General features: G+C 60.4%; 19 protein-coding genes. 11 read left to right on the top strand and 8 right to left on the bottom strand.

What is annotated here, in order from left to right; translation table 11 throughout:
• Window positions 1-21: 21 nt before the first annotated feature.
• The 3 genes from Q8X51_RS00825 to Q8X51_RS00815 all read right to left on the bottom strand — a co-directional run bounded on the left by Q8X51_RS00825 (window position 22) and on the right by Q8X51_RS00815 (window position 3,092).
• Entirely contained in the window at window positions 22-846 is an 825-nt protein-coding gene (locus tag Q8X51_RS00825) for a copper resistance protein B (RefSeq protein ID WP_330214975.1), read from the bottom strand.
• A 10-nt stretch (window positions 847-856) separates the two neighbouring features.
• Window positions 857-2,572 (bottom strand): copper resistance system multicopper oxidase, encoded by a 1,716-nt coding sequence (locus Q8X51_RS00820; RefSeq protein ID WP_407693417.1) that lies wholly within the window; start codon window positions 2,570-2,572, stop codon window positions 857-859.
• Window positions 2,573-2,702: 130 nt separating this feature from the next.
• Window positions 2,703-3,092 carry a hypothetical protein gene (locus tag Q8X51_RS00815; RefSeq protein WP_017134854.1) on the bottom strand — a complete coding sequence of 130 codons (390 nt, stop codon included), beginning with the start codon at window positions 3,090-3,092 and terminating at the stop codon, window positions 2,703-2,705.
• A 154-nt stretch (window positions 3,093-3,246) separates the two neighbouring features.
• On the opposite strand from Q8X51_RS00815, the gene Q8X51_RS00810 reads away from it, so the two are divergent.
• Window positions 3,247-3,522, top strand: a complete 276-nt coding sequence (locus Q8X51_RS00810; protein WP_407693416.1) for a hypothetical protein — start codon at window positions 3,247-3,249, stop codon at window positions 3,520-3,522.
• Between the two features lie 49 nt (window positions 3,523-3,571).
• Here the strand turns inward: Q8X51_RS00810 and Q8X51_RS00805 are convergent, their stop codons facing one another.
• Complete coding sequence (locus Q8X51_RS00805; protein WP_027603770.1) at window positions 3,572-4,918, bottom strand: DEAD/DEAH box helicase; 1,347 nt, start codon at window positions 4,916-4,918, stop codon at window positions 3,572-3,574.
• Window positions 4,919-5,111: 193 nt separating this feature from the next.
• On the opposite strand from Q8X51_RS00805, the gene Q8X51_RS00800 reads away from it, so the two are divergent.
• The 6 genes from Q8X51_RS00800 to Q8X51_RS00775 all read left to right on the top strand — a co-directional run bounded on the left by Q8X51_RS00800 (window position 5,112) and on the right by Q8X51_RS00775 (window position 11,476).
• Window positions 5,112-6,398 carry a mechanosensitive ion channel family protein gene (locus tag Q8X51_RS00800; RefSeq protein WP_065924707.1) on the top strand — a complete coding sequence of 429 codons (1,287 nt, stop codon included), beginning with the start codon at window positions 5,112-5,114 and terminating at the stop codon, window positions 6,396-6,398.
• Window positions 6,399-6,667: 269 nt separating this feature from the next.
• Window positions 6,668-8,047: an iron-containing redox enzyme family protein gene (locus Q8X51_RS00795; RefSeq protein WP_242001066.1), complete on the top strand. Its 1,380-nt coding sequence runs from the start codon at window positions 6,668-6,670 to the stop codon at window positions 8,045-8,047.
• Between the two features lie 12 nt (window positions 8,048-8,059).
• Window positions 8,060-8,374 carry a Rieske 2Fe-2S domain-containing protein gene (locus tag Q8X51_RS00790; RefSeq protein WP_065924709.1) on the top strand — a complete coding sequence of 105 codons (315 nt, stop codon included), beginning with the start codon at window positions 8,060-8,062 and terminating at the stop codon, window positions 8,372-8,374.
• A gap of 8 nt (window positions 8,375-8,382) precedes the next feature.
• Window positions 8,383-9,564, top strand: coding sequence for an MFS transporter (locus Q8X51_RS00785; protein ID WP_074847434.1), 1,182 nt, complete (start codon window positions 8,383-8,385; stop codon window positions 9,562-9,564).
• Between the two features lie 3 nt (window positions 9,565-9,567).
• Window positions 9,568-10,794: an ATP-grasp domain-containing protein gene (locus Q8X51_RS00780; RefSeq protein WP_323146422.1), complete on the top strand. Its 1,227-nt coding sequence runs from the start codon at window positions 9,568-9,570 to the stop codon at window positions 10,792-10,794.
• A gap of 4 nt (window positions 10,795-10,798) precedes the next feature.
• Window positions 10,799-11,476, top strand: a complete 678-nt coding sequence (locus Q8X51_RS00775) for a phenylalanine--tRNA ligase beta subunit-related protein (RefSeq protein WP_027603764.1) — start codon at window positions 10,799-10,801, stop codon at window positions 11,474-11,476.
• Between the two features lie 28 nt (window positions 11,477-11,504).
• On the opposite strand, the gene Q8X51_RS00770 is transcribed toward Q8X51_RS00775, so the two are convergent.
• The 4 genes from Q8X51_RS00770 to Q8X51_RS00755 all read right to left on the bottom strand — a co-directional run bounded on the left by Q8X51_RS00770 (window position 11,505) and on the right by Q8X51_RS00755 (window position 14,145).
• Complete coding sequence (locus tag Q8X51_RS00770; RefSeq protein WP_027603763.1) at window positions 11,505-11,921, bottom strand: Lrp/AsnC family transcriptional regulator; 417 nt, start codon at window positions 11,919-11,921, stop codon at window positions 11,505-11,507.
• A gap of 68 nt (window positions 11,922-11,989) precedes the next feature.
• Entirely contained in the window at window positions 11,990-12,865 is an 876-nt protein-coding gene (locus Q8X51_RS00765) for a carboxylate/amino acid/amine transporter (protein WP_027603762.1), read from the bottom strand.
• A gap of 211 nt (window positions 12,866-13,076) precedes the next feature.
• Entirely contained in the window at window positions 13,077-13,679 is a 603-nt protein-coding gene (locus tag Q8X51_RS00760; RefSeq protein WP_407693415.1) for an FMN-dependent NADH-azoreductase, read from the bottom strand.
• A gap of 151 nt (window positions 13,680-13,830) precedes the next feature.
• Window positions 13,831-14,145, bottom strand: coding sequence for a hypothetical protein (locus tag Q8X51_RS00755; RefSeq protein WP_027603760.1), 315 nt, complete (start codon window positions 14,143-14,145; stop codon window positions 13,831-13,833).
• 49 nt (window positions 14,146-14,194) lie between these two features.
• On the opposite strand from Q8X51_RS00755, the gene Q8X51_RS00750 reads away from it, so the two are divergent.
• The 4 genes from Q8X51_RS00750 (at window position 14,195) to Q8X51_RS00735 (ending at window position 18,418) form a co-directional block, all read left to right on the top strand.
• Window positions 14,195-15,118, top strand: a complete 924-nt coding sequence (locus tag Q8X51_RS00750) for a LysR family transcriptional regulator (protein ID WP_058425360.1) — start codon at window positions 14,195-14,197, stop codon at window positions 15,116-15,118.
• 14 nt (window positions 15,119-15,132) lie between these two features.
• The gene (locus Q8X51_RS00745; protein WP_407693414.1) at window positions 15,133-15,936 is read left to right on the top strand and encodes an alpha/beta fold hydrolase; all 804 of its coding nucleotides are present in this window, start codon (window positions 15,133-15,135) and stop codon (window positions 15,934-15,936) included.
• A 3-nt stretch (window positions 15,937-15,939) separates the two neighbouring features.
• The gene (locus Q8X51_RS00740) at window positions 15,940-16,503 is read left to right on the top strand and encodes a peptidylprolyl isomerase (protein WP_027603757.1); all 564 of its coding nucleotides are present in this window, start codon (window positions 15,940-15,942) and stop codon (window positions 16,501-16,503) included.
• Between the two features lie 82 nt (window positions 16,504-16,585).
• Window positions 16,586-18,418 carry an ABC transporter ATP-binding protein gene (locus Q8X51_RS00735; protein ID WP_065946861.1) on the top strand — a complete coding sequence of 611 codons (1,833 nt, stop codon included), beginning with the start codon at window positions 16,586-16,588 and terminating at the stop codon, window positions 18,416-18,418.
• The last annotated feature ends 174 nt before the right edge of the window (window positions 18,419-18,592 follow it).

Raw genomic sequence — 18,592 nt, 5'->3', positions numbered from 1 at the left:
GTTATAGGAATAAGAAACCGGTTAAAACCAAAGGCGCACACCGACCACCCAGCGCAGCTGGCTGATGTCTTCGCCTTCGTCGCGAGCGTACTGCGCCGTCCGCCCATAGCTGCGGTTCCAACTCACCCCCACGTAAGGCGCCAACTCCCGGCGCACCTCGTAGCGCAAGCGCAGGCCCAGCTCGCTTTCTGACAGGCCTGCGCCCACCCGGCGCTGCGGATCGTTCTGCGCATAAAAATTGAGTTCGGCCGTCGGCTGAAGGATCAGGCGGTTGGTCAGCAGGATGTCGTAGTCCCCTTCCAGACGTGCCGCGGTGTGGCCCGACTCACCCACAAACAGCGTCGCCTCGGCCTCGAAGTCGTAGAGCGCCATGCCCTGCAGGCCGAACGCCGCCCAGGTCTGGCTATCTGCGGGCTTGAAGTCCTGGCGCACGCCGCCAACCAGGTCCCACCAAGGGCTGATGGCGTGCCCCCACAACGCCTGGGCTTCGGCGCTGTCGGTGCGACCGGCGCTGCGCTCGCCTTCGCTGCGCAGCCACAGGCGGTCGATGTCACCACCGAGCCAGCCCTTGATGTCCCAGTTCAGCGCACCACCGCCACCGCCGCCTTGCCATTCCAGCTGATTGACCAGCAGCATTGAGTTGATGCCGCTGTCATGCACCACATGCCCGCCCGGCGCGTTATACACAGCGGCGCGATCCGCGTCGGTGAGCAGCGGGATCGGCGTACGGCTTTCGCTCAACGCCGGAACCGCCGGGCTCATGCCTTGAAACTCCTCGGCCTGCGCCAGCGAGCCGAATGCCCACCCGGCCAGCGCGATACACACAGATAAAACCCGACGGTTCATGCTCGCTTCCTCATTCATGCACGCGCACTTCACGGAACATGCCCATTTCCATGTGGTACAGCAGGTGACAGTGATAGGCCCAACGCCCCAGGGCATCGGCGGTCACCCGGTAACTGCGGCGCGAGCCCGGCGGCATGTCGATGGTGTGCTTGCGAACCTGGAACTGGCCGTTTTCATCCTCAAGGTCGCTCCACAGGCCGTGCAGGTGAATCGGGTGGCTCATCATCGTGTCGTTGACCAGCACCAGCCGGACGCGCTCGCCATAGGTCAGTTGCAAGGGCTCGGCATCGGAGAACTTCACACCATTGAATGACCAGGCGAACTTCTCCATATGCCCGGTGAGGTGCAATTCAAGGGTGCGCGTGGGATCGCGGCCATCGGGATCGTCGAAGGTGCTGTGCAGGTCGGCATAGGTCAGCACTCGCCGACCGTTGTTGCGCAGGCCGATCCCCGGGTCGTCGAGCTTGGGCACCGGGCTCATCGCCTGCATGTCCACCAAAGGGTTGTTCTGCTCGCTGGCCGGGTGGCTCTGCATCGACATCGCGCCCATCGCACTGTGATCCATGCCCGCCATATCCGGCATGTCCGCCATGGCGCCGTGATCCATCCCACCCATGCCCATGTCGTCCATGGTTATCCACAGGCGCGGCTCAAGCGCCGGTACGGGCGCCGTCGCCCCCGCCTGGCGGGCAAGCGTGCCACGGGCATAACCCGTGCGGTCCATGGACTGGGCAAACAGCGTGTAGGCCGTTGCCGTGGGCTCCACCAGCACATCGAAGGTTTCGGCGACCGCAATGCGGAACTCATCGACGCTGACCGGCTTGACCGGCTGGCCATCGGCGGCGATGACGGTCATCTTCAGCCCCGGGATGCGCACATCGAAATAGGTCATCGCCGAACCGTTGATAAAGCGCAGGCGAATTTTCTCCCCGGCCTCAAATACCCCGGTCCAGTTGAGGCCGGGGGGCTGGCCGTTGAGCAGGTAGGTGTAGGTCTGGCCGCTGACGTCCGCAAGATCGGTAGGGTTCATCTTCATCTGCGCCCACATCAGCCGGTCGCTGACGGTGGCCGACCAGCCCTGCTTGCCCACATCCCGTACGAAATCGCCCGCGGTGGGCTTATGCCGGTTGTAGTAATCGGACTGCTTCTTGAGGGTCTTCATCAGGGCGACGGGGTCTTCGTCGGTCCAGTCCGAGAGCATCACCACGTAGTCGCGCTGGCAGGTGAAGGGCTCGGGCTCCAACGGCTCGATGACCAGCGGGCCGTACACCCCCTGCTGCTCCTGGAACCCGGAATGGCTGTGGTACCAGTAAGTGCCGTGCTGTCTGACCTTGAACTGATAGACAAACACGCCACCCGGCTCGATGCCCTTGAAACTCAGGCCGGGCACGCCGTCCATGGTCGACGGCAACACGATGCCGTGCCAGTGGATCGACGTCGGCTCGCTGAGGCGGTTGTGCACGCGCAGGGTCACGGTGTCGCCCTCACGCCAGCGCAGCAACGGGCCGGGCAGGCTGCCATTGATGGTCAACGCGGTGCGCTGTTGACCCGTGAGGTTGACCGGCGTCTGGTCGATAAACAGAGCGAATTCGCTGCCCGCCAGCACGGTGGGCTCGCCCGCACTTGTCAGCGCCCATACCGGCGTGCGCCATAGCCCGAGCCCGCCGAGCAGGCCGCCGGCGGCCAGGCCTTTGACGAAGGTTCGTCTGGAGGTAGTAGAGTGCATGCCGATTCAAGTCCGTCAGTTGAATGGCAGCAGATTAGGGGGCGTCGGCTGTCAGCAACCTTAGCGGCAGATTACCGATCCGACAGTTTCGGCGTGCCCGGCACCGCCTGGGTGCCGGGGCATGGAGGGGTCAGGCGATCTGCGCTTTGGAGGCCACTTCTGCAAAGGTCGCCGGGTCCAACGCATCGGCCTGCTCATCCAGCACCTGGCGCGGATGATCATTGCCCGGGATGGAGCTGTCGATCAGCGCCAACAGCTGCGCGCCCAGGGCGGTCAGAATGAAATTCTCTCCGTTACCGCCTTCTTCCTCAGGCCGCGACTCGATAAACCCACGCTTGAACAACAGCGCTTCATAGTCCGCGGCGGTCTTTTTCAGCGCATCCAGGTTACCGGTGGACTCGCCCGCCGTGGCCTTCTCGGCCGCTTCCTGCTCGGCGTATTTGCGCGGGGCAAAACTGCCCTCGCCGTTCTGCACTTCATGCAGCAGACGTTCGATCAGATCCCAGTTGTAAGTCGTCATCCTGATTCCTCCTGCAGGCCTAAGGAAAGTAGCCCGTCTGTAGGAGTGACCCTATGGGGCTGTGGCCGTTCATACCAACCGACGGGCGTCATTTCTCTGAACTTTCCAGACGTTCGCCCCCTCAACTGAGCATCACCGCCAAGGAGGTCCGACCATGAAAACCCTGATGAACCTGGCCATCGCCGCCACGTTGCTCACCGCCCTGCCCGCCTGGGCCTGCACCCCGGAAGAGGCCACGGCCAAGCGCGAGCAACTGGCCCAGGAAGTGGCCAAACTCACCGAGCAGAACCCGACCAAGGCCAAGGAGATGAACGACGAGCTGCAGAAGATGGACCTGGATACTGAAAGCGCAGAGTTCCCTGACAAGTGTCAGTTGATCGATGCCCGGCTCAAGGAATTGAAAGAAGCTGCCGCCAAAACGAAAAACTGAGGCTATAAAAAAACCGGACAACGTCCGGTTTTTTCACATTCCTCAAGCCTTACTCGGCAGCGGGTGCTTCTGGCTTGCGACGCTTGAGCGGCGCCATGCCATCCTTGCTGACGAGCGATAGGTTGTCGGTCTTCGGCCGGTTGGCGATCTTGCGCTTGGTCGGCGACTTGGCACCGGCCTTTTTCTTCTCGCCCTTGGCGTCGGTCTTTTTCTTCTTCACGCCAACGGCCTTGCCCGATGCCTTGACCTTCTTCGGCCCGGTGTAGGTGCCTTTGACTTCCTTGATGGTGCGGCGCTCGAACGACTGCTTGAGGTAGCGCTCGATGCTCGACATCAGGTTCCAGTCGCCGTGGCAGATCAGCGAGATCGCCAGGCCATCGTTGCCCGCACGCCCGGTACGGCCGATACGGTGCACGTATTCGTCGCCGCTGCGGGGCATGTCGAAGTTGATGACCATGTCCAGGCCGTCCACGTCCAGGCCGCGCGCGGCGACGTCGGTGGCGACCAGGATCTTCACGCCGCCGGCCTTGAGACGGTCGATCGCCAGTTTGCGGTCCTTCTGGTCTTTCTCGCCGTGCAGCACGAACGCCTTGTAGTCCTGGGCTACCAGGCGGCCGTAGATGCGGTCGGCGGCAGCGCGGGTATTGGTGAACACGATGGCCTTCTGATAGGTCTCGTTGGCCAGCAACCAGTTGAGGATCTGTTCCTTGTGCACGTTGTGGTCAGCGGTGACGATCTGCTGGCGCGTGGTGGCGTTCAGGTCGCTGACGTTGTTGACCTGCAGGTGCTCAGGGTTGTTCAGGACCTTGGCGACCATCTCGCGCAGGGTCGAACCACCGGTGGTAGCGGAGAACAGCATGGTCTGCTGGCGGTTCACGCATTCAGCCACCAGGCGTTGCACGTCGTCGGCAAAGCCCATGTCGAGCATGCGGTCGGCTTCGTCGAGCACCAGCACCTCGACTTCCTTGAGGTCAAGGTTGCCGGCATTGAGTTGCTCGATCATGCGCCCAGGCGTGCCGATCAGGATGTCCGGCACCTTGCGCAGCATGGCGGCCTGGACCTTGAAGTCTTCGCCACCGGTGATCAGGCCGGACTTGATGAAGGTGAACTGCGAGAAGCGCTCCACCTCCTTCAAGGTCTGCTGGGCCAGCTCGCGGGTCGGCAGCAGGATCAGGGTCTTGATGCTGACGCGGACTTTGGCCGGGCCGATCAGGCGATTAAGAATCGGCAGCACGAAAGCGGCGGTCTTGCCACTCCCGGTTTGAGCCGTCACCCGCAGGTCACGCCCTTCGAGCGCGAGCGGGATGGCCGCTGCCTGCACAGGCGTAGGCTCGACAAATTTAAGCTCGGCCACGGCTTTGAGCAGGCGTTCGTGCAGGGCGAATTGGGAAAACACGGGTGCTACCTCGAAGAAATACAAAAAATCAGCTGCATAGGGTACCGGTTTCGGGCGTCCAAACCGAGTGTCTTTACGCGAACGGCGCTAATCAGTTGCTTTTTTGTCAGAGCATTTGTCCACGGCATCAACTTTGTTGCACTTAAATGCTCTAATCGCGCCGTCTTGTCTTACAGAAGAATCGGTTTCATCCATGGATATCAAACAGCTCTGGCTCAACGTCCAAGACCTCTGGGGCACCCTCGACGAACACCCGCTGCTGCATGCCAGCCTCGGTTTCCTGGTGTTGCTGGTGGTGGCCCTGCTGCTCGGACGGGTGGCGCGTTACCTCATCCTCCACGCCGTCAAATTGCTCGGCCGGCAACCGGCGCTGCACTGGCTCAACGACCTGCGGCACAACAAAGTCTTCCACCGCCTGGCGCAGATGACGCCGTCGCTGGTGATCCAGTTCGGCCTGTACCTGGTGCCGGACCTGAGCAAGACCGCCATCCTGTTTATCGGCAATGTGGCCCTGGCCCTGACCATCCTGTTCCTGATGCTGGCCATGAGCGCCCTGCTCAACGCCCTGCTGGACATCTATGCGCGCACCGAACACGCGCGTACCCGCTCGATCAAGGGCTACGTGCAGTTGGCGAAGATGGTGCTGTACGTGTTTGGCGCGATCATCATCGTCGCGACCCTGATTGACCGTTCGCCACTGTTGCTGCTGTCGGGCCTGGGTGCGATGTCGGCGGTGATCCTGTTGGTCTACAAGGACACGCTGTTGTCATTCGTCGCCAGCGTGCAATTGACCAGCAACGACATGCTGCGCGTCGGCGACTGGATCGAAATGCCCCAGGTCGGCGCCGATGGCGATGTGGTGGACATCACCCTGCACACGGTCAAGGTGCAGAACTTCGACAAGACCATCGTCTCCATCCCGACCTGGCGCCTGATGTCGGAATCGTTCAAGAACTGGCGCGGCATGCAGGCCTCGGGTGGGCGACGCATCAAGCGCAGCCTGTTTATCGATGCCAGCGGCGTGCGCTTTTTGCGTGACGATGAAGAAGTGCGCATGACCCAGGTGCACCTGCTCACCGACTACATCGGGCGCAAGCAGGCCGAACTCAAGGCCTGGAACGAAGCCCAGGGCCACAGCGCGCAACTGTCGGCGAACCGCCGGCGCATGACCAACCTCGGCACCTTCCGCGCGTATGCCCTGGCCTACCTCAAAAGCCATCCGGATATCCAGCCGAACATGACCTGCATGGTGCGCCAGATGCAAACCACCGCCGAGGGCGTGCCGCTGGAGATCTACTGCTTTACCCGCACCACCGTGTGGGCCGATTACGAGCGGATCCAGGGGGATATTTTCGACTACCTGCTGGCCGTGTTGCCGGAGTTCGGATTGAACCTGTACCAGCAACCCAGCGGCACCGACTTGCGCACCGGGATACTGGCCCTGGCAGGCACTGCCCGAACCTTGGAAACCCCGGCGTAGTGACAACGATATCGACGAGGGGCTGGTAAGCGCCTCGTCGCTATATAGGACGATGGGCGCAACCGTATTCATCTAAACACGACCGATAAAAGCCAGCGTCTATGTATAGCCGCTGCTGCCGATTATTCAACGGGCCCACTCCATAAAGAAAATTTCTCCTACGCCTTTAGTGAATTTCACTACTTGCGCGCACTATTTCTAATCTGTTTTAAAAAAAATCCACGCCTTAGCATCTGGCCATCAAACAACGCCAGCAAAAGGCCCCCCTCATGTTATGGACAACTCAGCTTTCCGATAATGCAGCAGACTTTGTATTAAGTTCGAATGCCGAAGCATTGACCCACTATTGTGGTGCTGGCGCCTTTGCTCAACCCCACGATTTTTATACCCAAAACCCCTACCAGCGCCCTTCGCGGCCGCAGGACGTAACCGATTCAATCATCACCACCTGCCTGACCAGCGACCAGCTTTCAAACAGCCAGCATCTATTGGCACAGCGGTTGTTATTGAATATCTACGAACAAGACCTGGTCTTCTTGCCCAAGCCGCCATTGGAACTGGACTTCAAGGCGTTCAAGCGTTTCTATGATCCGCAGCACGCGGCCAGTGGCAAAAAGATCCGCCCGTTGCTGGAACACTACTTGTACAACTGGCTCAAGGAAGAAGTACATATCAATGGCCCTTGGTGCCTGGACTCTTTTATCGCCCACACCGATAAAGTATTGGATGACGTCGCCCGATCCGAGTCCAAACTCCATGAAGTGCTGACCACCAGCCGCCATCCCGAGCGAGCCGCCAGGTTTTTCATGACGCAATGTGCGGGAGACTTCCTCAGTGAAGCATCGGCCATGGCCCGCAACGTACTGGGCAACAGCGGTGTGTACACCAGCGAATTGTTCAAGATCCTGATCGACGAGTATGGCTACGGCGTCGACAAAAAGAAGCACAGCACCATTTTTGAAGACATGCTCCAGGACATGGGCATGTCCCATCATGTGCACCACTACTGGCAGTTCTATACGCCGGCGTCGCTGTCGCTCACCAACTACTTCCACTACGTATCGGCCAACCATGGCGAGCTTTTCCGCTATATCGGCGCCATGTACTACACCGAAGCTACATTGGCGCTGACCACCAAGCACCAGTCACGCGCGATCAAGACCATCTTTAACGGCAGCGTCTCCACGGGCTATTTCGATGAGCATGCCCACATCGATGTGCACCACGGAAGAATGGCCCTCCAGCGCCTGATCATTCCCATGATCAAGCAGTTCGGCCCCCAGATCATCCCCGACCTTATTCGCGGCTTTGAAGAGTTCAGGCTGCTTCAGGACATCGCCGACGAAGAGTTGTATGCCCATATCAACTGGCATGACGCGTTCGATGAGCATCGCGCACAGGCAGCGGCGCTCCAGGGCCACAAACCCGTGGACCTGAGGATTACCGAGACCGAACACGAGCTGTCGGTGCTGCATACCCACCCGAATGACGAACTGTTTTGGGTCGAATCAGGCGAGCTGGAGTTCGTCGCCAGCCCCGAACTGACGGTGCGCCTCAAGGCCGGGGAAGGCGTGGTAATTCCCAAGGGAATGCTGCACGGCACCCGCATCACCAGCCCGTCCTGCACGTACACCGTCACCGCCATCTGAGTAGGCAACCCAATGAAAGCCATCAGCCTGAATATCACCCACGCCAACTATGTGGCCGTGGGGGAAAGAACCTACTTTCTCAAGCGTCATGCGTATTCGACGCAATTGCTGCCCACCGCATGCCCCCATCGTGGCGGCCCGCTGCACATGGGCGAAGTGACAGGCGACGGCCAAAGCGTGATCTGTCCCTGGCACGACAACGCCTACAAGGTCTGCAACCTGGAAAAAAAAGCACTGCCCACGGTGCGCGTCAGGAACCAGATCAGCACCGTCGTCGGCGACACCGAGCGCTGTGTGCCGCTGCTTAAAATCTCCCGCTACAACTGATGAAGCCCATGAATACTAAATCGACATTGACCGCGTTCTATTCAATCGTGACCCTGTTCACCGGCCTCGACATGGCGATTGTCATCGCGATGGTCTGGTTCGGCCTGGAGACCACCGGTTCAACATTCCTGGTCGGCGCCACCTTGTGCGTGGCGACCGTGGTGCCCTATTTGTGCGAACAGTACATCGGCAAGTTCTTTACCATTGAACTCAGCCTGAAACGACTGCTGTACATTCGCCTGGCGGCCTTCGCCGCAGTACTGGGGCTGTCGTTTACCCAGGCCGCCTTGCTGCCGATCGGCTTCCTGGCCATCGCGTTCGTGGTGGGCGTCACCGACTACTTCACCATCAGCACCCTGGAATCGAAAAATACCAAGCTGGTGCTGGCCGGCCTCACCGACAGCGATACCTGCGCGCGGTTGATGCAAACCTCCATCCAGATCGGTGCTTTCGGCGGTGCGCTGCTGGGCGGGTTGATCGTGGATGTGTTCTCGGTCAACCAGACACTGCAGATCATCAGCCTGGCGGCGATCCTCTCGCTCGCGGCCATCCTCCTGGTGGCCGACAACCCCAACGAACACACCGCCGAACAGGCCACAGGGCCCTCCACTGCGCGGCCGCTGGACCTGCCGCGCAACCTCTACATTCTGATCATCGTGTTGAGCATGATCGGCTTCCATATCGGCGCGTTCAACAGCCTGGTGCCCATCGTTTTTCAAAAGCTCAATGAGTGGAATGCCACCCTGTTCGGCGTCGCCAGTGGCCTGGCCGGCCTGGGCGCCTTCAGCGCCGCCGTGTTGCCGCGCATCAAGCTCAACAGCTATGGGGCCATCTCGCTGGTGATACTGGCGGACGTGGCAATCGTCTACTTCCAGAACCTCTACGTGATGATGGCTGCGGCCTTCCTGCTGGGTTTTTGCATCAACAGCCTGCGGATCCAGCTGCGTAAAACCCTGATCGAGTCGGCGCCCAACGCCCGGGTAGCCGATGTGATCGCGGCCAAGAGTTCGCTCTACTACCTGCTGGTCAGTGGCTCGGCACCGATGATCCTGACGTTCTTCACCACCTCGGGATTTCTCGGACTCGAAGGCGCCCGCCTGTTGATGATCGTCTCCGCCGGCCTGTTGGCCACCGCCGTACTGGCGTGGAACCTGACCCCGGCCGCCGCGCCCACCGCCACCACGGAATAAGGAATGCACGACGTGAAAACCGTACTGATCGTTGACCCGTTCTCCACGGGCAAACTCTACGCGCCCTTGCTCAACGCACAGGGCATACGGTGCATCGCCGTGATCTCCACACGCGCCTTGCCTGAACACTTCACCAACGACCTGATCACAGAGAACTTCCATGAGGTGTATGCCTGGGAAGAGAGCCTGTTGATTACCCTGGAAGCCTTGTCACCGAGCGCCGTGATCGCCGGTTGCGAAACCGCGATCTACCTCACGGACTACCTGACGGAGCTGCTCGACATCCCGGGCAATAGCCGTATCACCAGCGACCTGCGACGCAACAAGTTCTCCATGCAGCAGGCGCTGAAAAAATACCAGTTGGCCCACATCGATTCGCACTTGCTGAGCTCACCGAGCCGCATCGGCGAAGTGCTGGCCAAACTCGACGAGGCGGCCACCTATGTGGTCAAGCCGCTGAACTCGGCCGCCACCGAAGGCGTGGTGTTTGCCCAAGGCAAGCGCGAAGTGGAGACCGCCTTGAAAAACGCGGCCTGGCAGCAGAAAAACGACCTGGGCGAAGTCAACCTCGGTTTTATCGTGCAGTCGTTCATAGCGGGACCGGAGTACGTGGTGGATATGGTCGCCTTTGACGGCACCTACGTCGTTGCCAGCGTCTGCAAGTACACCAAGATCCAGAAGAACGGCAGCATGTTTGTCTACGAAAGCCTCGACACCCTCGACCCGCGGGCTGAAGAACTGCAACCGCTGACCGATTACGCGCGCCAGGCGGCAGCGGCCCTGGGCGTGCGGGTCGGGCCGATTCATATGGAAATCATCTGGTCTGAGGCCGGGCCGGTGATGATCGAGGCCGGCGGTCGCTTGCACGGCGGCATCGCGCCCCTGCTGTTCCAGCAGGTGTATCACCCCGACTTGCTGTCACTGTCGATCGACAGCTACCTCGGCCACCCACGCCCCCAGGCCGATGCGGTCAGCCAGATCAGCCATGGCCGGATCGGTTTCTTCTGTTCCGATGAACGCCATGCCTTCGCTCCTCCCTCACCCCAGGCCATACAAAGCGGCCAGGCGGACGAGGCCTATTGCGGGCACCGTTATTTCATCAGCGCCGGCGATACCACGCCGGTCACGATCGACTTCGCCACCTGTCCAGGGCTGTTCTGGCTGCAAAGCCCTTCGGCGCAGCAACTGGACACCAGTACCGCCAACCTGCGAAAAAAACTGTGGGGCTAAGGTTATGAAAAGTCGTTTGATCATCAGAAAGTCAGCCTGTGAGCTGGGCATCAATAATGCGTGCGCCGCCGTGATCGAAGACATCACCGTGTCGGATGACCAGAGCTTCGTCGGGGTACTGCAAAGTAACCTGAACCACGTGGCCTCGCGCCTTAACGAGCTGGACTCGAACGTCGTGTACGAAGGGTTTGCCAAACAGCTCAAGAAACTCGGCTACGAAAACACCGTGAGCGCCAACGAAAAGCTGCTGCGCCGCTTCATCGCCAAAGGCGTGTACCCCATCAACAACATCGTCGACGCCTATAACGCGGTCGCGATCCGACATGGGGTAAGCATCGGCGTGCACACCTATCATCAGAAGGATGACATCTACGTGATGCGGTCGGAAAAGCCGAGGGTGCTACGCCCCCTGTTCGCCAAGAAGGCCATCACCATTCCCGTCGGCGACATCGTCTATACCTGCGGTGATGTGCCGTTGGCGAGCATCGGCAAGGTGGATGCCGATGCCCATGACTTTCGGCTGACGAAAGACTCGTCGAGGTTGTTGGTGGTGATCCTGGGGCATGACGACACATCGTTCCAATTCAACCAGGCGGTCATCGAAGAACTCGTGGACACCCTGCGTCAGAAAATGCCGAACCTGAGCCATCATTTTCTTGAAACCGTGCGCGATCACGCCTGAAGCCAGCACATGAAGGGCTGGCCGGCGCCTAGCGCCAGGCCTTCAGTACCGGGTTGACCACCACTTCCTTCACATGCTCGATCTTCAGCAGGCTGTCCTTGAAGACCATCAGCTCTTCAAAGCTCCTGTACCGAACGTCGAGCATCATGTCCACGTCGCCAAACAGGGAATAGGCATGCACTACCTGGCTGAACTGCTGGATCTTCGGAAACACCAGATGGCAGTTGCTGCCATTGAGCGTCAGCATCAAGAACGCCGCTTGCAGGGTCTCATCACCCTCGGCGACGTTGATGGTGAAGCCCAGGATGATGCCTTTTTCAATCAGCTTTTGAACGCGCGACTCCACTGCGGTTCGAGACTTGTGAACTTGCCGCGCCAATTGCGCCAGGCTGACTCGGGAGTCATCCTTCAAGGCTGCAATGATCAGTTCATCAATCTTGTCCACTCTGCCGCCCCCACACCGTTCTTTTCGATAGCAGACTTTCATTGCCGCTCACGCTTGCCTTCGACCGATCACGTCGCAGACTGTACGCCAGGCGCGGGCTTTACGCCCAATCGACTTATCCACACCGCCCCCAGGATCACCAGGCCACCCAAGGCCAGGCGACCCAGCGGCTCGTGCTGGTTCCAGATCAGCAGGTTCAGCAACAATCCTACCGGCACATGCAGGTTGTTCATCACCGCCAGGGTTCCGCCATGCACCAGGCAGGCGCCTTTGTTCCACCAATAAATGCCAAGGGCAGTGCTGACCAGCCCGAGGAACAGCAAGACACCCCATTGCAGCGGCGCTTGCGGCAGGAAATCGGCCTTGCCGAACAACAGGAACGCCGGCAACACCACCAGCAACGCACCGAGGTAGAAATAACCGAAACGCCGGTAGTGCGGCAGGTCACTCGGGTAGCGTGCCACCAGGTGCTTGTACATCACTTGCCCGGCGGCGTAGGTGAAGTTAGCCAGTTGCAGCAGCAGGAAGCCCATCAGGAAGTGCGGGGTGATCTGGTCGAAGCGAATCACCGCCGCCCCCGCCACTGCCACCAGGGCAGCAACCAGTGCCCACGGGTTGAAGCGCCGGTTGAGCGCATCCTCGATCAGGGTCACGTGTAACGGCGTGAGAATGGTGAACAGCAGCACCTCCGGCACCGTGAGCACACGAAAGCTCAGGTACAGGCACACATAGGTCACGCCAAACTGCAGCGCGCCGATCACCAGCAGGCCGCGCATAAAGGCAGGTTCGACCGAGCGCCAGCGGGTCAGCGGGATAAAGACCAGCCCAGCCAGCACGACACGCACCAGCACCGCGAAGTAGCTGTCGACGTGACCGGCGAGGTATTCGCCGATCAAGCTGAAGGAAAATGCCTGAATCAGGGTGACAACCAGTAGATAGCCCATGTGCGCCTCGCATCGAATGGGCGGGACATTAAAGGTTTTCGGCGATTGAAGAAACTCGGGGCAAAAAAAACCCGACCTCGCTAAAGCGGCAGTCGGGCAGGAGCACTCAGGAGCAACAAGTGCAAAGGGAGGTTCGTACGCGTACTTGAAGGGTTGGCGTGGAGCGATATAAACACCGCGCGATTATCTGACGATTAAAGGATCAACCACCTCATGCCACGAGCTGTACCAACTGGGCCTTGGCGTGGTTGATGCCCTTTTCCTGGAAGTCCCCGCTCAGGTTCACCCCTTCGGCGTGAATGAAAGTGACATCGTGGATGCCGATAAAGGCCATGACCTGGCGCAGGTACGGTTCCTGGTGATCGGAACTGGCGCCGGTGTGGATGTCACCCCGCGCGGTCAACACAATGGCACGCTTGCCGGTCAACAAACCTTGCGGCCCGGTGGGGGTGTACTTGAAGGTCACACCCGCCCGCAACACGTGATCCAGCCAGGCCTTGAGGGTGCTGGGGATGGCGAAGTTGTACATCGGTGCGGCCATCACCAGCACGTCGGCGGCCAGCAGTTCGTCGGTCAACTCGTTGGAGCGGTCGAGGGAAGCCTGTTCGTTACCGTTGCGCTGATCCGCCGGTTTCATCCAGCCGCCGAGCAGGTTGGCGTCCAGGTGCGGAACCGGGTTGAGCGCCACGTCACGTACCGTGATCCGGTCCATCGGGTGGGCGGCCTGCCATTGGCTGATGAACTGCTGGGTCAGTTGGCGGGAGATCGAATCCTGCTGGCGGGCGCTGCTTTCGATGATCAGAACATTGGACATGGCTTCGTAGGCTCCATCTGTAATTGCTGTAAGTCGATGGAGTGGAGATTAGACAGAGCCAATTCGATAAAAAAGCGCAAAAAACTGCTATAACCCATCTATAAATTTGTTTATAAGCGGAGTATCCCGATGGGCATGCTCCGCTGCTGTGTTATTTCGGCGCGCAGGCCAACGCGATACGCATCTTGATAATGGCGCGGTTGAACTTGACCGTGGTGTTGGTGCTTTTCCCCGCCGGCACCGTAACCGTGCGACGACGCGGCGATTCCGGGCCGTTGGTGAACGTTACCGAACACACGGCGTCCTGGGTGCCGTAGTTATTCAGCTGGATCGAGCTGATATCGCCGTCCACGTCGGAGGCGGTGTAATCGATGCTCACGCCGTCGATCTTTTTCGTCACGTCGATGGGGTAGGCAAACGCGCTCATCGGCAGCAGCGTCAGCAACACACAACAGAATTTTCTCATTCGGCAGTCTCCAATAGGGACCGCCAGCTTAGGACAAGAGGAACACATCTTGAAAGCGCCCCGCGTTACCCTCGATCAATGGCGCACGCTGCAAGCCGTCGTCGACCACGGCGGCTTCGCCCAGGCAGCGGAAGCGCTGCACCGTTCGCAGTCCTCGGTGAGCTACACCGTGGCCCGTATGCAAGACCAACTCGGCGTGCCGCTGCTGCGCATCGACGGGCGCAAGGCGGTACTCACCGACGCCGGTGAAGTGCTGCTGCGCCGCTCCCGGCAACTGGTGAAAAACGCCAGCCAGCTGGAAGACCTCGCCCACCATATGGAACAGGGCTGGGAAGCCGAAGTGCGGCTGGTCGTCGATGCGGCCTACCCCAACGCGCGCCTGGTACGCGCACTCACCGCGTTCATGCCGCAGAGCCGTGGTTGCCGGGTGCGTTTGCGTGAAGAGGTGCTGTCCGGCGTCGAAGAGCTGTTGATGGAAGGCGTGGCCGACCTGGCGATTTGCGGCTTCAGCATCCCCGGCTACCTGGGCACCGAAATGAGCGACGTGGAGTTCGTCGCCGTGGCCCACCCCGAGCACGCGTTGCACCGCATGAACCGCGAACTGAGCTTCCAGGACCTGGAAAGCCAGATGCAGGTGGTGATCCGCGACTCCGGCCGCCAGCAACCCCGGGATGTAGGCTGGCTCGGCGCCGAACAACGCTGGACCGTCGGCAGCCTGGCCACCGCCGCCGCGTTTGTCGGCAGCGGCCTGGGCTTTGCCTGGCTGCCACGGCACATGATCGAGCGTGAACTCGCCGAAGGCGTGCTCAAGCAGCTACCCTTGGAACAGGGCGGCAGCCGCCACCCCACGTTCTACCTGTATTCAAACAAGGACAAACCCTTGGGGCCGGCGACGCAGATCCTCGTGGAGCTGCTGCGCACCTTTGACACCGCGCCCCTGGACGCGCCTTTCGCCGCCCCCCGGCAAGCCTGAAACGGAGTTCATGCATGGCCTGGTTCGACCATGAAGGCTGCAGCCTGCACTATGAGGAGTACGGTCACGGCACGCCGCTGATCCTGATCCACGGCCTGGGCTCCAGCAGCCAGGATTGGGAACTGCAGGTGCCAGCGCTGGCCCGCCACTACCGCCTGATTGTGGTGGATGTGCGCGGCCATGGGCGCTCGGACAAGCCTCGGGAGCGCTATAGCATCGAAGGGTTCACCTACGACCTGGTCGCCCTGATCGAGCAGCTGGATCTGCCGCCCGCCCATGTGGTGGGTTTGTCCATGGGCGGCATGATCGCGTTCCAGCTGGCGGTGGACGAACCCGGCCGGGTCAAGAGCCTGTGCATCGTCAACAGCGCGCCACAGGTCAAGGTACGCAGTGCCCAGGAGTACTGGTGGTGGGCCAGGCGCTGGACGCTCGCCCGTGTGCTCAGCCTCGCCACCATCGGCAAGGCACTCGGCGACCGGCTGTTCCCAAAACCGGCACAGGCCGACCTGCGCCGCAAGATGGCCGAACGCTGGGCAAAAAACGACAAACGTGCTTATCTCGCCAGCTTCGATGCGATTGTGGGCTGGGGCGTACAGGAACGACTTTCGAGGATTACCTGTCCAACCCTGGTCATCAGCGCCGACCACGACTACACCCCCGTGGCCCAGAAAGAAAACTATGTAAAACTGCTGCCCGATGCGCGACTGGTGGTGATCGAGGATTCCCGCCATGCCACGCCCTTGGACCAACCCGAAGTCTTTAATACCACCCTGCTCGATTTTCTAGAGACAGTCGAAACCACTACCCAGGATCACTGACCCATGCTGAAAAAAATCGCCTTTTTTGCCGGTTCCGTTCTGTTCGCTGCCAACCTGATGGCCGCCGAGCCTTCCAAGGCGCCACACGTATTGATCTCCACCACCAACGGCGACATTGAAATCGAACTGGACCCGGTCAAGGCGCCGATCAGTACCAAGAATTTCCTCGCCTATGTCGACAAAGGCTTCTACACCAACACGATCTTCCACCGCGTGATCCCGGGCTTCATGGTCCAGGGTGGCGGGTTCACCCAGCAGATGTCGCAAAAGCCGACCGAAGCGCCGATCAAGAACGAAGCCAGCAATGGCCTGCATAACGTGCGTGGCACGCTGTCGATGGCCCGCACCTCGAACCCGGATTCGGCCACCAGCCAGTTCTTCATCAACGTGGCTGACAACGCCTTCCTCGACCCGGGTCGCGATGCCGGTTATGCGGTGTTCGCCAAAGTGGTCAAGGGCATGGATGTGGTCGACATCATCGTCAACTCCCAGACCACCACCAAGCAAGGCATGCAGAACGTGCCAATCGATCCTGTCCTGATCAAGTCGGCCAAGCGCATCGACTGAAGTCTGCAGGAAACTCCGCGCACGGCCCACAAGGCCGCGCGCGCATTTGAAAGGAGAGCCCGCCAGGCGGGCGTCAACCCTAATGCTCTATCGTCGTTTTGAACAACTGATCGATATTTTCCGCGACGCTCCCAGCGCCGCCCCTCCCGACAAAGTCCTGCCCTTCTACCTCTACTACCTGCGCCAGGTGTGGCCCTGTTTTGCCGCACTGCTGGTGGTGGGCCTGGTCGGTGCGCTGATCGAAGTCGCGCTGTTCAGCTACCTGAGCCGTATCATCGACCTGGCCCAGGGCACACCGCCCGCCGACTTCTTCCAGATCCACAGCACCGAGCTGATCTGGATGGCCGTGGTCGCCCTGCTGCTGCGCCCGATTTTCAATGGCCTGCACGACTTGCTGGTGCACCAGACCATCAACCCCGGCATGACCAGCCTGATCCGCTGGCAGAACCACAGCTATGTGCTCAAGCAGAGCCTGAATTTCTTCCAGAACGATTTCGCCGGGCGCATTGCCCAGCGCATCATGCAAACCGGCAACTCCTTGCGTGACTCTGCGGTGGCAACAGCGGAAGCCATCTGGCACGTGTCGATCTACGCCATCACCTCCCTGGTGCTGTTTGCCGAGGCCGACTGGCGACTGATGATTCCGTTGATCACCTGGATCATTTGTTACTGCCTGGCATTGCGTTACTTCGTACCGCGGGTGAAAGAGCGTTCGGTGATTTCTTCCGAAGCCCGTTCCAAACTCATGGGGCGCATCGTCGACGGCTACACCAACATCACCACCTTGAAGCTGTTCGCCCATACCCAGAATGAGCAGGAATACGCCAAGGAAGCGATCATTGAGCAAACCGAAAAAACCCAGCTGGCGGCACGCGTGCTCACCAGCATGGATGCGGTCATCACCGTCCTCAACGGCCTGCTGATCGTCACCACCACCGGCCTGGCCCTGTGGCTGTGGACACAGTCGCTGATCTCGGTGGGCGCGATTGCCCTGGCTACCGGCCTGGTGATTCGTATCGTCAACATGTCCGGCTGGATCATGTGGGTGGTCAACGGCATTTTCGAAAATATCGGCATCGTGCAGGACGGCCTCAAGACCATTGCCCAACCCCTGGCCGTGGTCGACCGCAACAACGCCCCGCGCCTGACAGTGCCCCATGGCGAAGTACGCTTCGAGCAGGTGGATTTCCACTACGGCAAGCAGAGCGGGATCATTGGCGGCTTGAACCTGAACATCCAGGCCGGTGAAAAGATCGGCCTGATCGGCCCGTCCGGCGCGGGCAAGTCGACCCTGGTCAACCTGCTGCTGCGCCTCTACGACCTGCAAGGCGGGCGGATCCTGATCGACGGCCAGGACATCGCCGAAGTGGCCCAGGAAACCCTGCGCGAACAGATCGGCATGATCACCCAGGACACCTCGCTGCTGCACCGCTCGATCCGCGACAACCTGCTGTACGGCAAGCCGGACGCCACCGACGAACAACTCTGGGCCGCCGTGCACAAGGCGCGTGCCGACGAGTTCATCCCGCTGCTGTCGGACTCGGAAGGCCGTACCGGGCTGGATGCCCACGTCGGCGAACGCGGGGTGAAACTCTCCGGTGGGCAGCGTCAACGTATCGCTATCGCCCGTGTACTGCTCAAGGATGCGCCGATCCTGATCATGGACGAAGCCACCTCGGCGCTGGACTCGGAAGTGGAGGCGGCGATCCAGGAAAGCCTGGAGACCCTGATGCAAGGCAAGACGGTGATTGCGATTGCGCACCGGTTGTCGACCATCGCGCGGATGGACCGCCTGGTGGTGCTGGAGAAAGGCCAGATTGCCGAGACGGGCAGCCATGCCGAACTGCTGGCCCATGGCGGCTTGTATGCACGCTTGTGGCAGCACCAGACCGGAGGGTTTGTCGGCATCGACTGAAGCAAATGTGGGAGGGGGCTTGCTCCCGATATCGGTGGGTCAGTCACCACATTTTGCGACTGACACTCCGCTATCGGCAGCAAGCCCCCTCCCACATTTGGTGGCCTGGATTTGTGTAAAAACCGTGCTGTACTCAGTGCAGTGCCCAGACGGGCGCTGAAGTAAATATGCAGG

Origin of the sequence: Pseudomonas sp. Yb2C2 (genome assembly GCF_052112325.1) — a bacterium.
GTDB lineage: Bacteria > Pseudomonadota > Gammaproteobacteria > Pseudomonadales > Pseudomonadaceae > Aquipseudomonas > Aquipseudomonas marginalis.
Note: the sequence above shows the minus strand (reverse complement) of the source record. Positions and strands in the feature narration are given on the sequence as shown.

Coding starts and splice junctions, on each gene's coding strand:
- Q8X51_RS00825 (WP_330214975.1), bottom strand. CDS start 846: ATGAACCGTCGGGTTTTATCTGTGTGTATCGCGCTGGCCGGGTGGGCA.
- Q8X51_RS00820 (WP_407693417.1), bottom strand. CDS start 2,572: ATGCACTCTACTACCTCCAGACGAACCTTCGTCAAAGGCCTGGCCGCC.
- Q8X51_RS00815 (WP_017134854.1), bottom strand. CDS start 3,092: ATGACGACTTACAACTGGGATCTGATCGAACGTCTGCTGCATGAAGTG.
- Q8X51_RS00810 (WP_407693416.1), top strand. CDS start 3,247: ATGAAAACCCTGATGAACCTGGCCATCGCCGCCACGTTGCTCACCGCC.
- Q8X51_RS00800 (WP_065924707.1), top strand. CDS start 5,112: ATGGATATCAAACAGCTCTGGCTCAACGTCCAAGACCTCTGGGGCACC.
- Q8X51_RS00795 (WP_242001066.1), top strand. CDS start 6,668: ATGTTATGGACAACTCAGCTTTCCGATAATGCAGCAGACTTTGTATTA.
- Q8X51_RS00790 (WP_065924709.1), top strand. CDS start 8,060: ATGAAAGCCATCAGCCTGAATATCACCCACGCCAACTATGTGGCCGTG.
- Q8X51_RS00785 (WP_074847434.1), top strand. CDS start 8,383: ATGAATACTAAATCGACATTGACCGCGTTCTATTCAATCGTGACCCTG.
- Q8X51_RS00780 (WP_323146422.1), top strand. CDS start 9,568: ATGCACGACGTGAAAACCGTACTGATCGTTGACCCGTTCTCCACGGGC.
- Q8X51_RS00775 (WP_027603764.1), top strand. CDS start 10,799: ATGAAAAGTCGTTTGATCATCAGAAAGTCAGCCTGTGAGCTGGGCATC.
- Q8X51_RS00765 (WP_027603762.1), bottom strand. CDS start 12,865: ATGGGCTATCTACTGGTTGTCACCCTGATTCAGGCATTTTCCTTCAGC.
- Q8X51_RS00760 (WP_407693415.1), bottom strand. CDS start 13,679: ATGTCCAATGTTCTGATCATCGAAAGCAGCGCCCGCCAGCAGGATTCG.
- Q8X51_RS00755 (WP_027603760.1), bottom strand. CDS start 14,145: ATGAGAAAATTCTGTTGTGTGTTGCTGACGCTGCTGCCGATGAGCGCG.
- Q8X51_RS00745 (WP_407693414.1), top strand. CDS start 15,133: ATGGCCTGGTTCGACCATGAAGGCTGCAGCCTGCACTATGAGGAGTAC.
- Q8X51_RS00740 (WP_027603757.1), top strand. CDS start 15,940: ATGCTGAAAAAAATCGCCTTTTTTGCCGGTTCCGTTCTGTTCGCTGCC.
- Q8X51_RS00735 (WP_065946861.1), top strand. CDS start 16,586: ATGCTCTATCGTCGTTTTGAACAACTGATCGATATTTTCCGCGACGCT.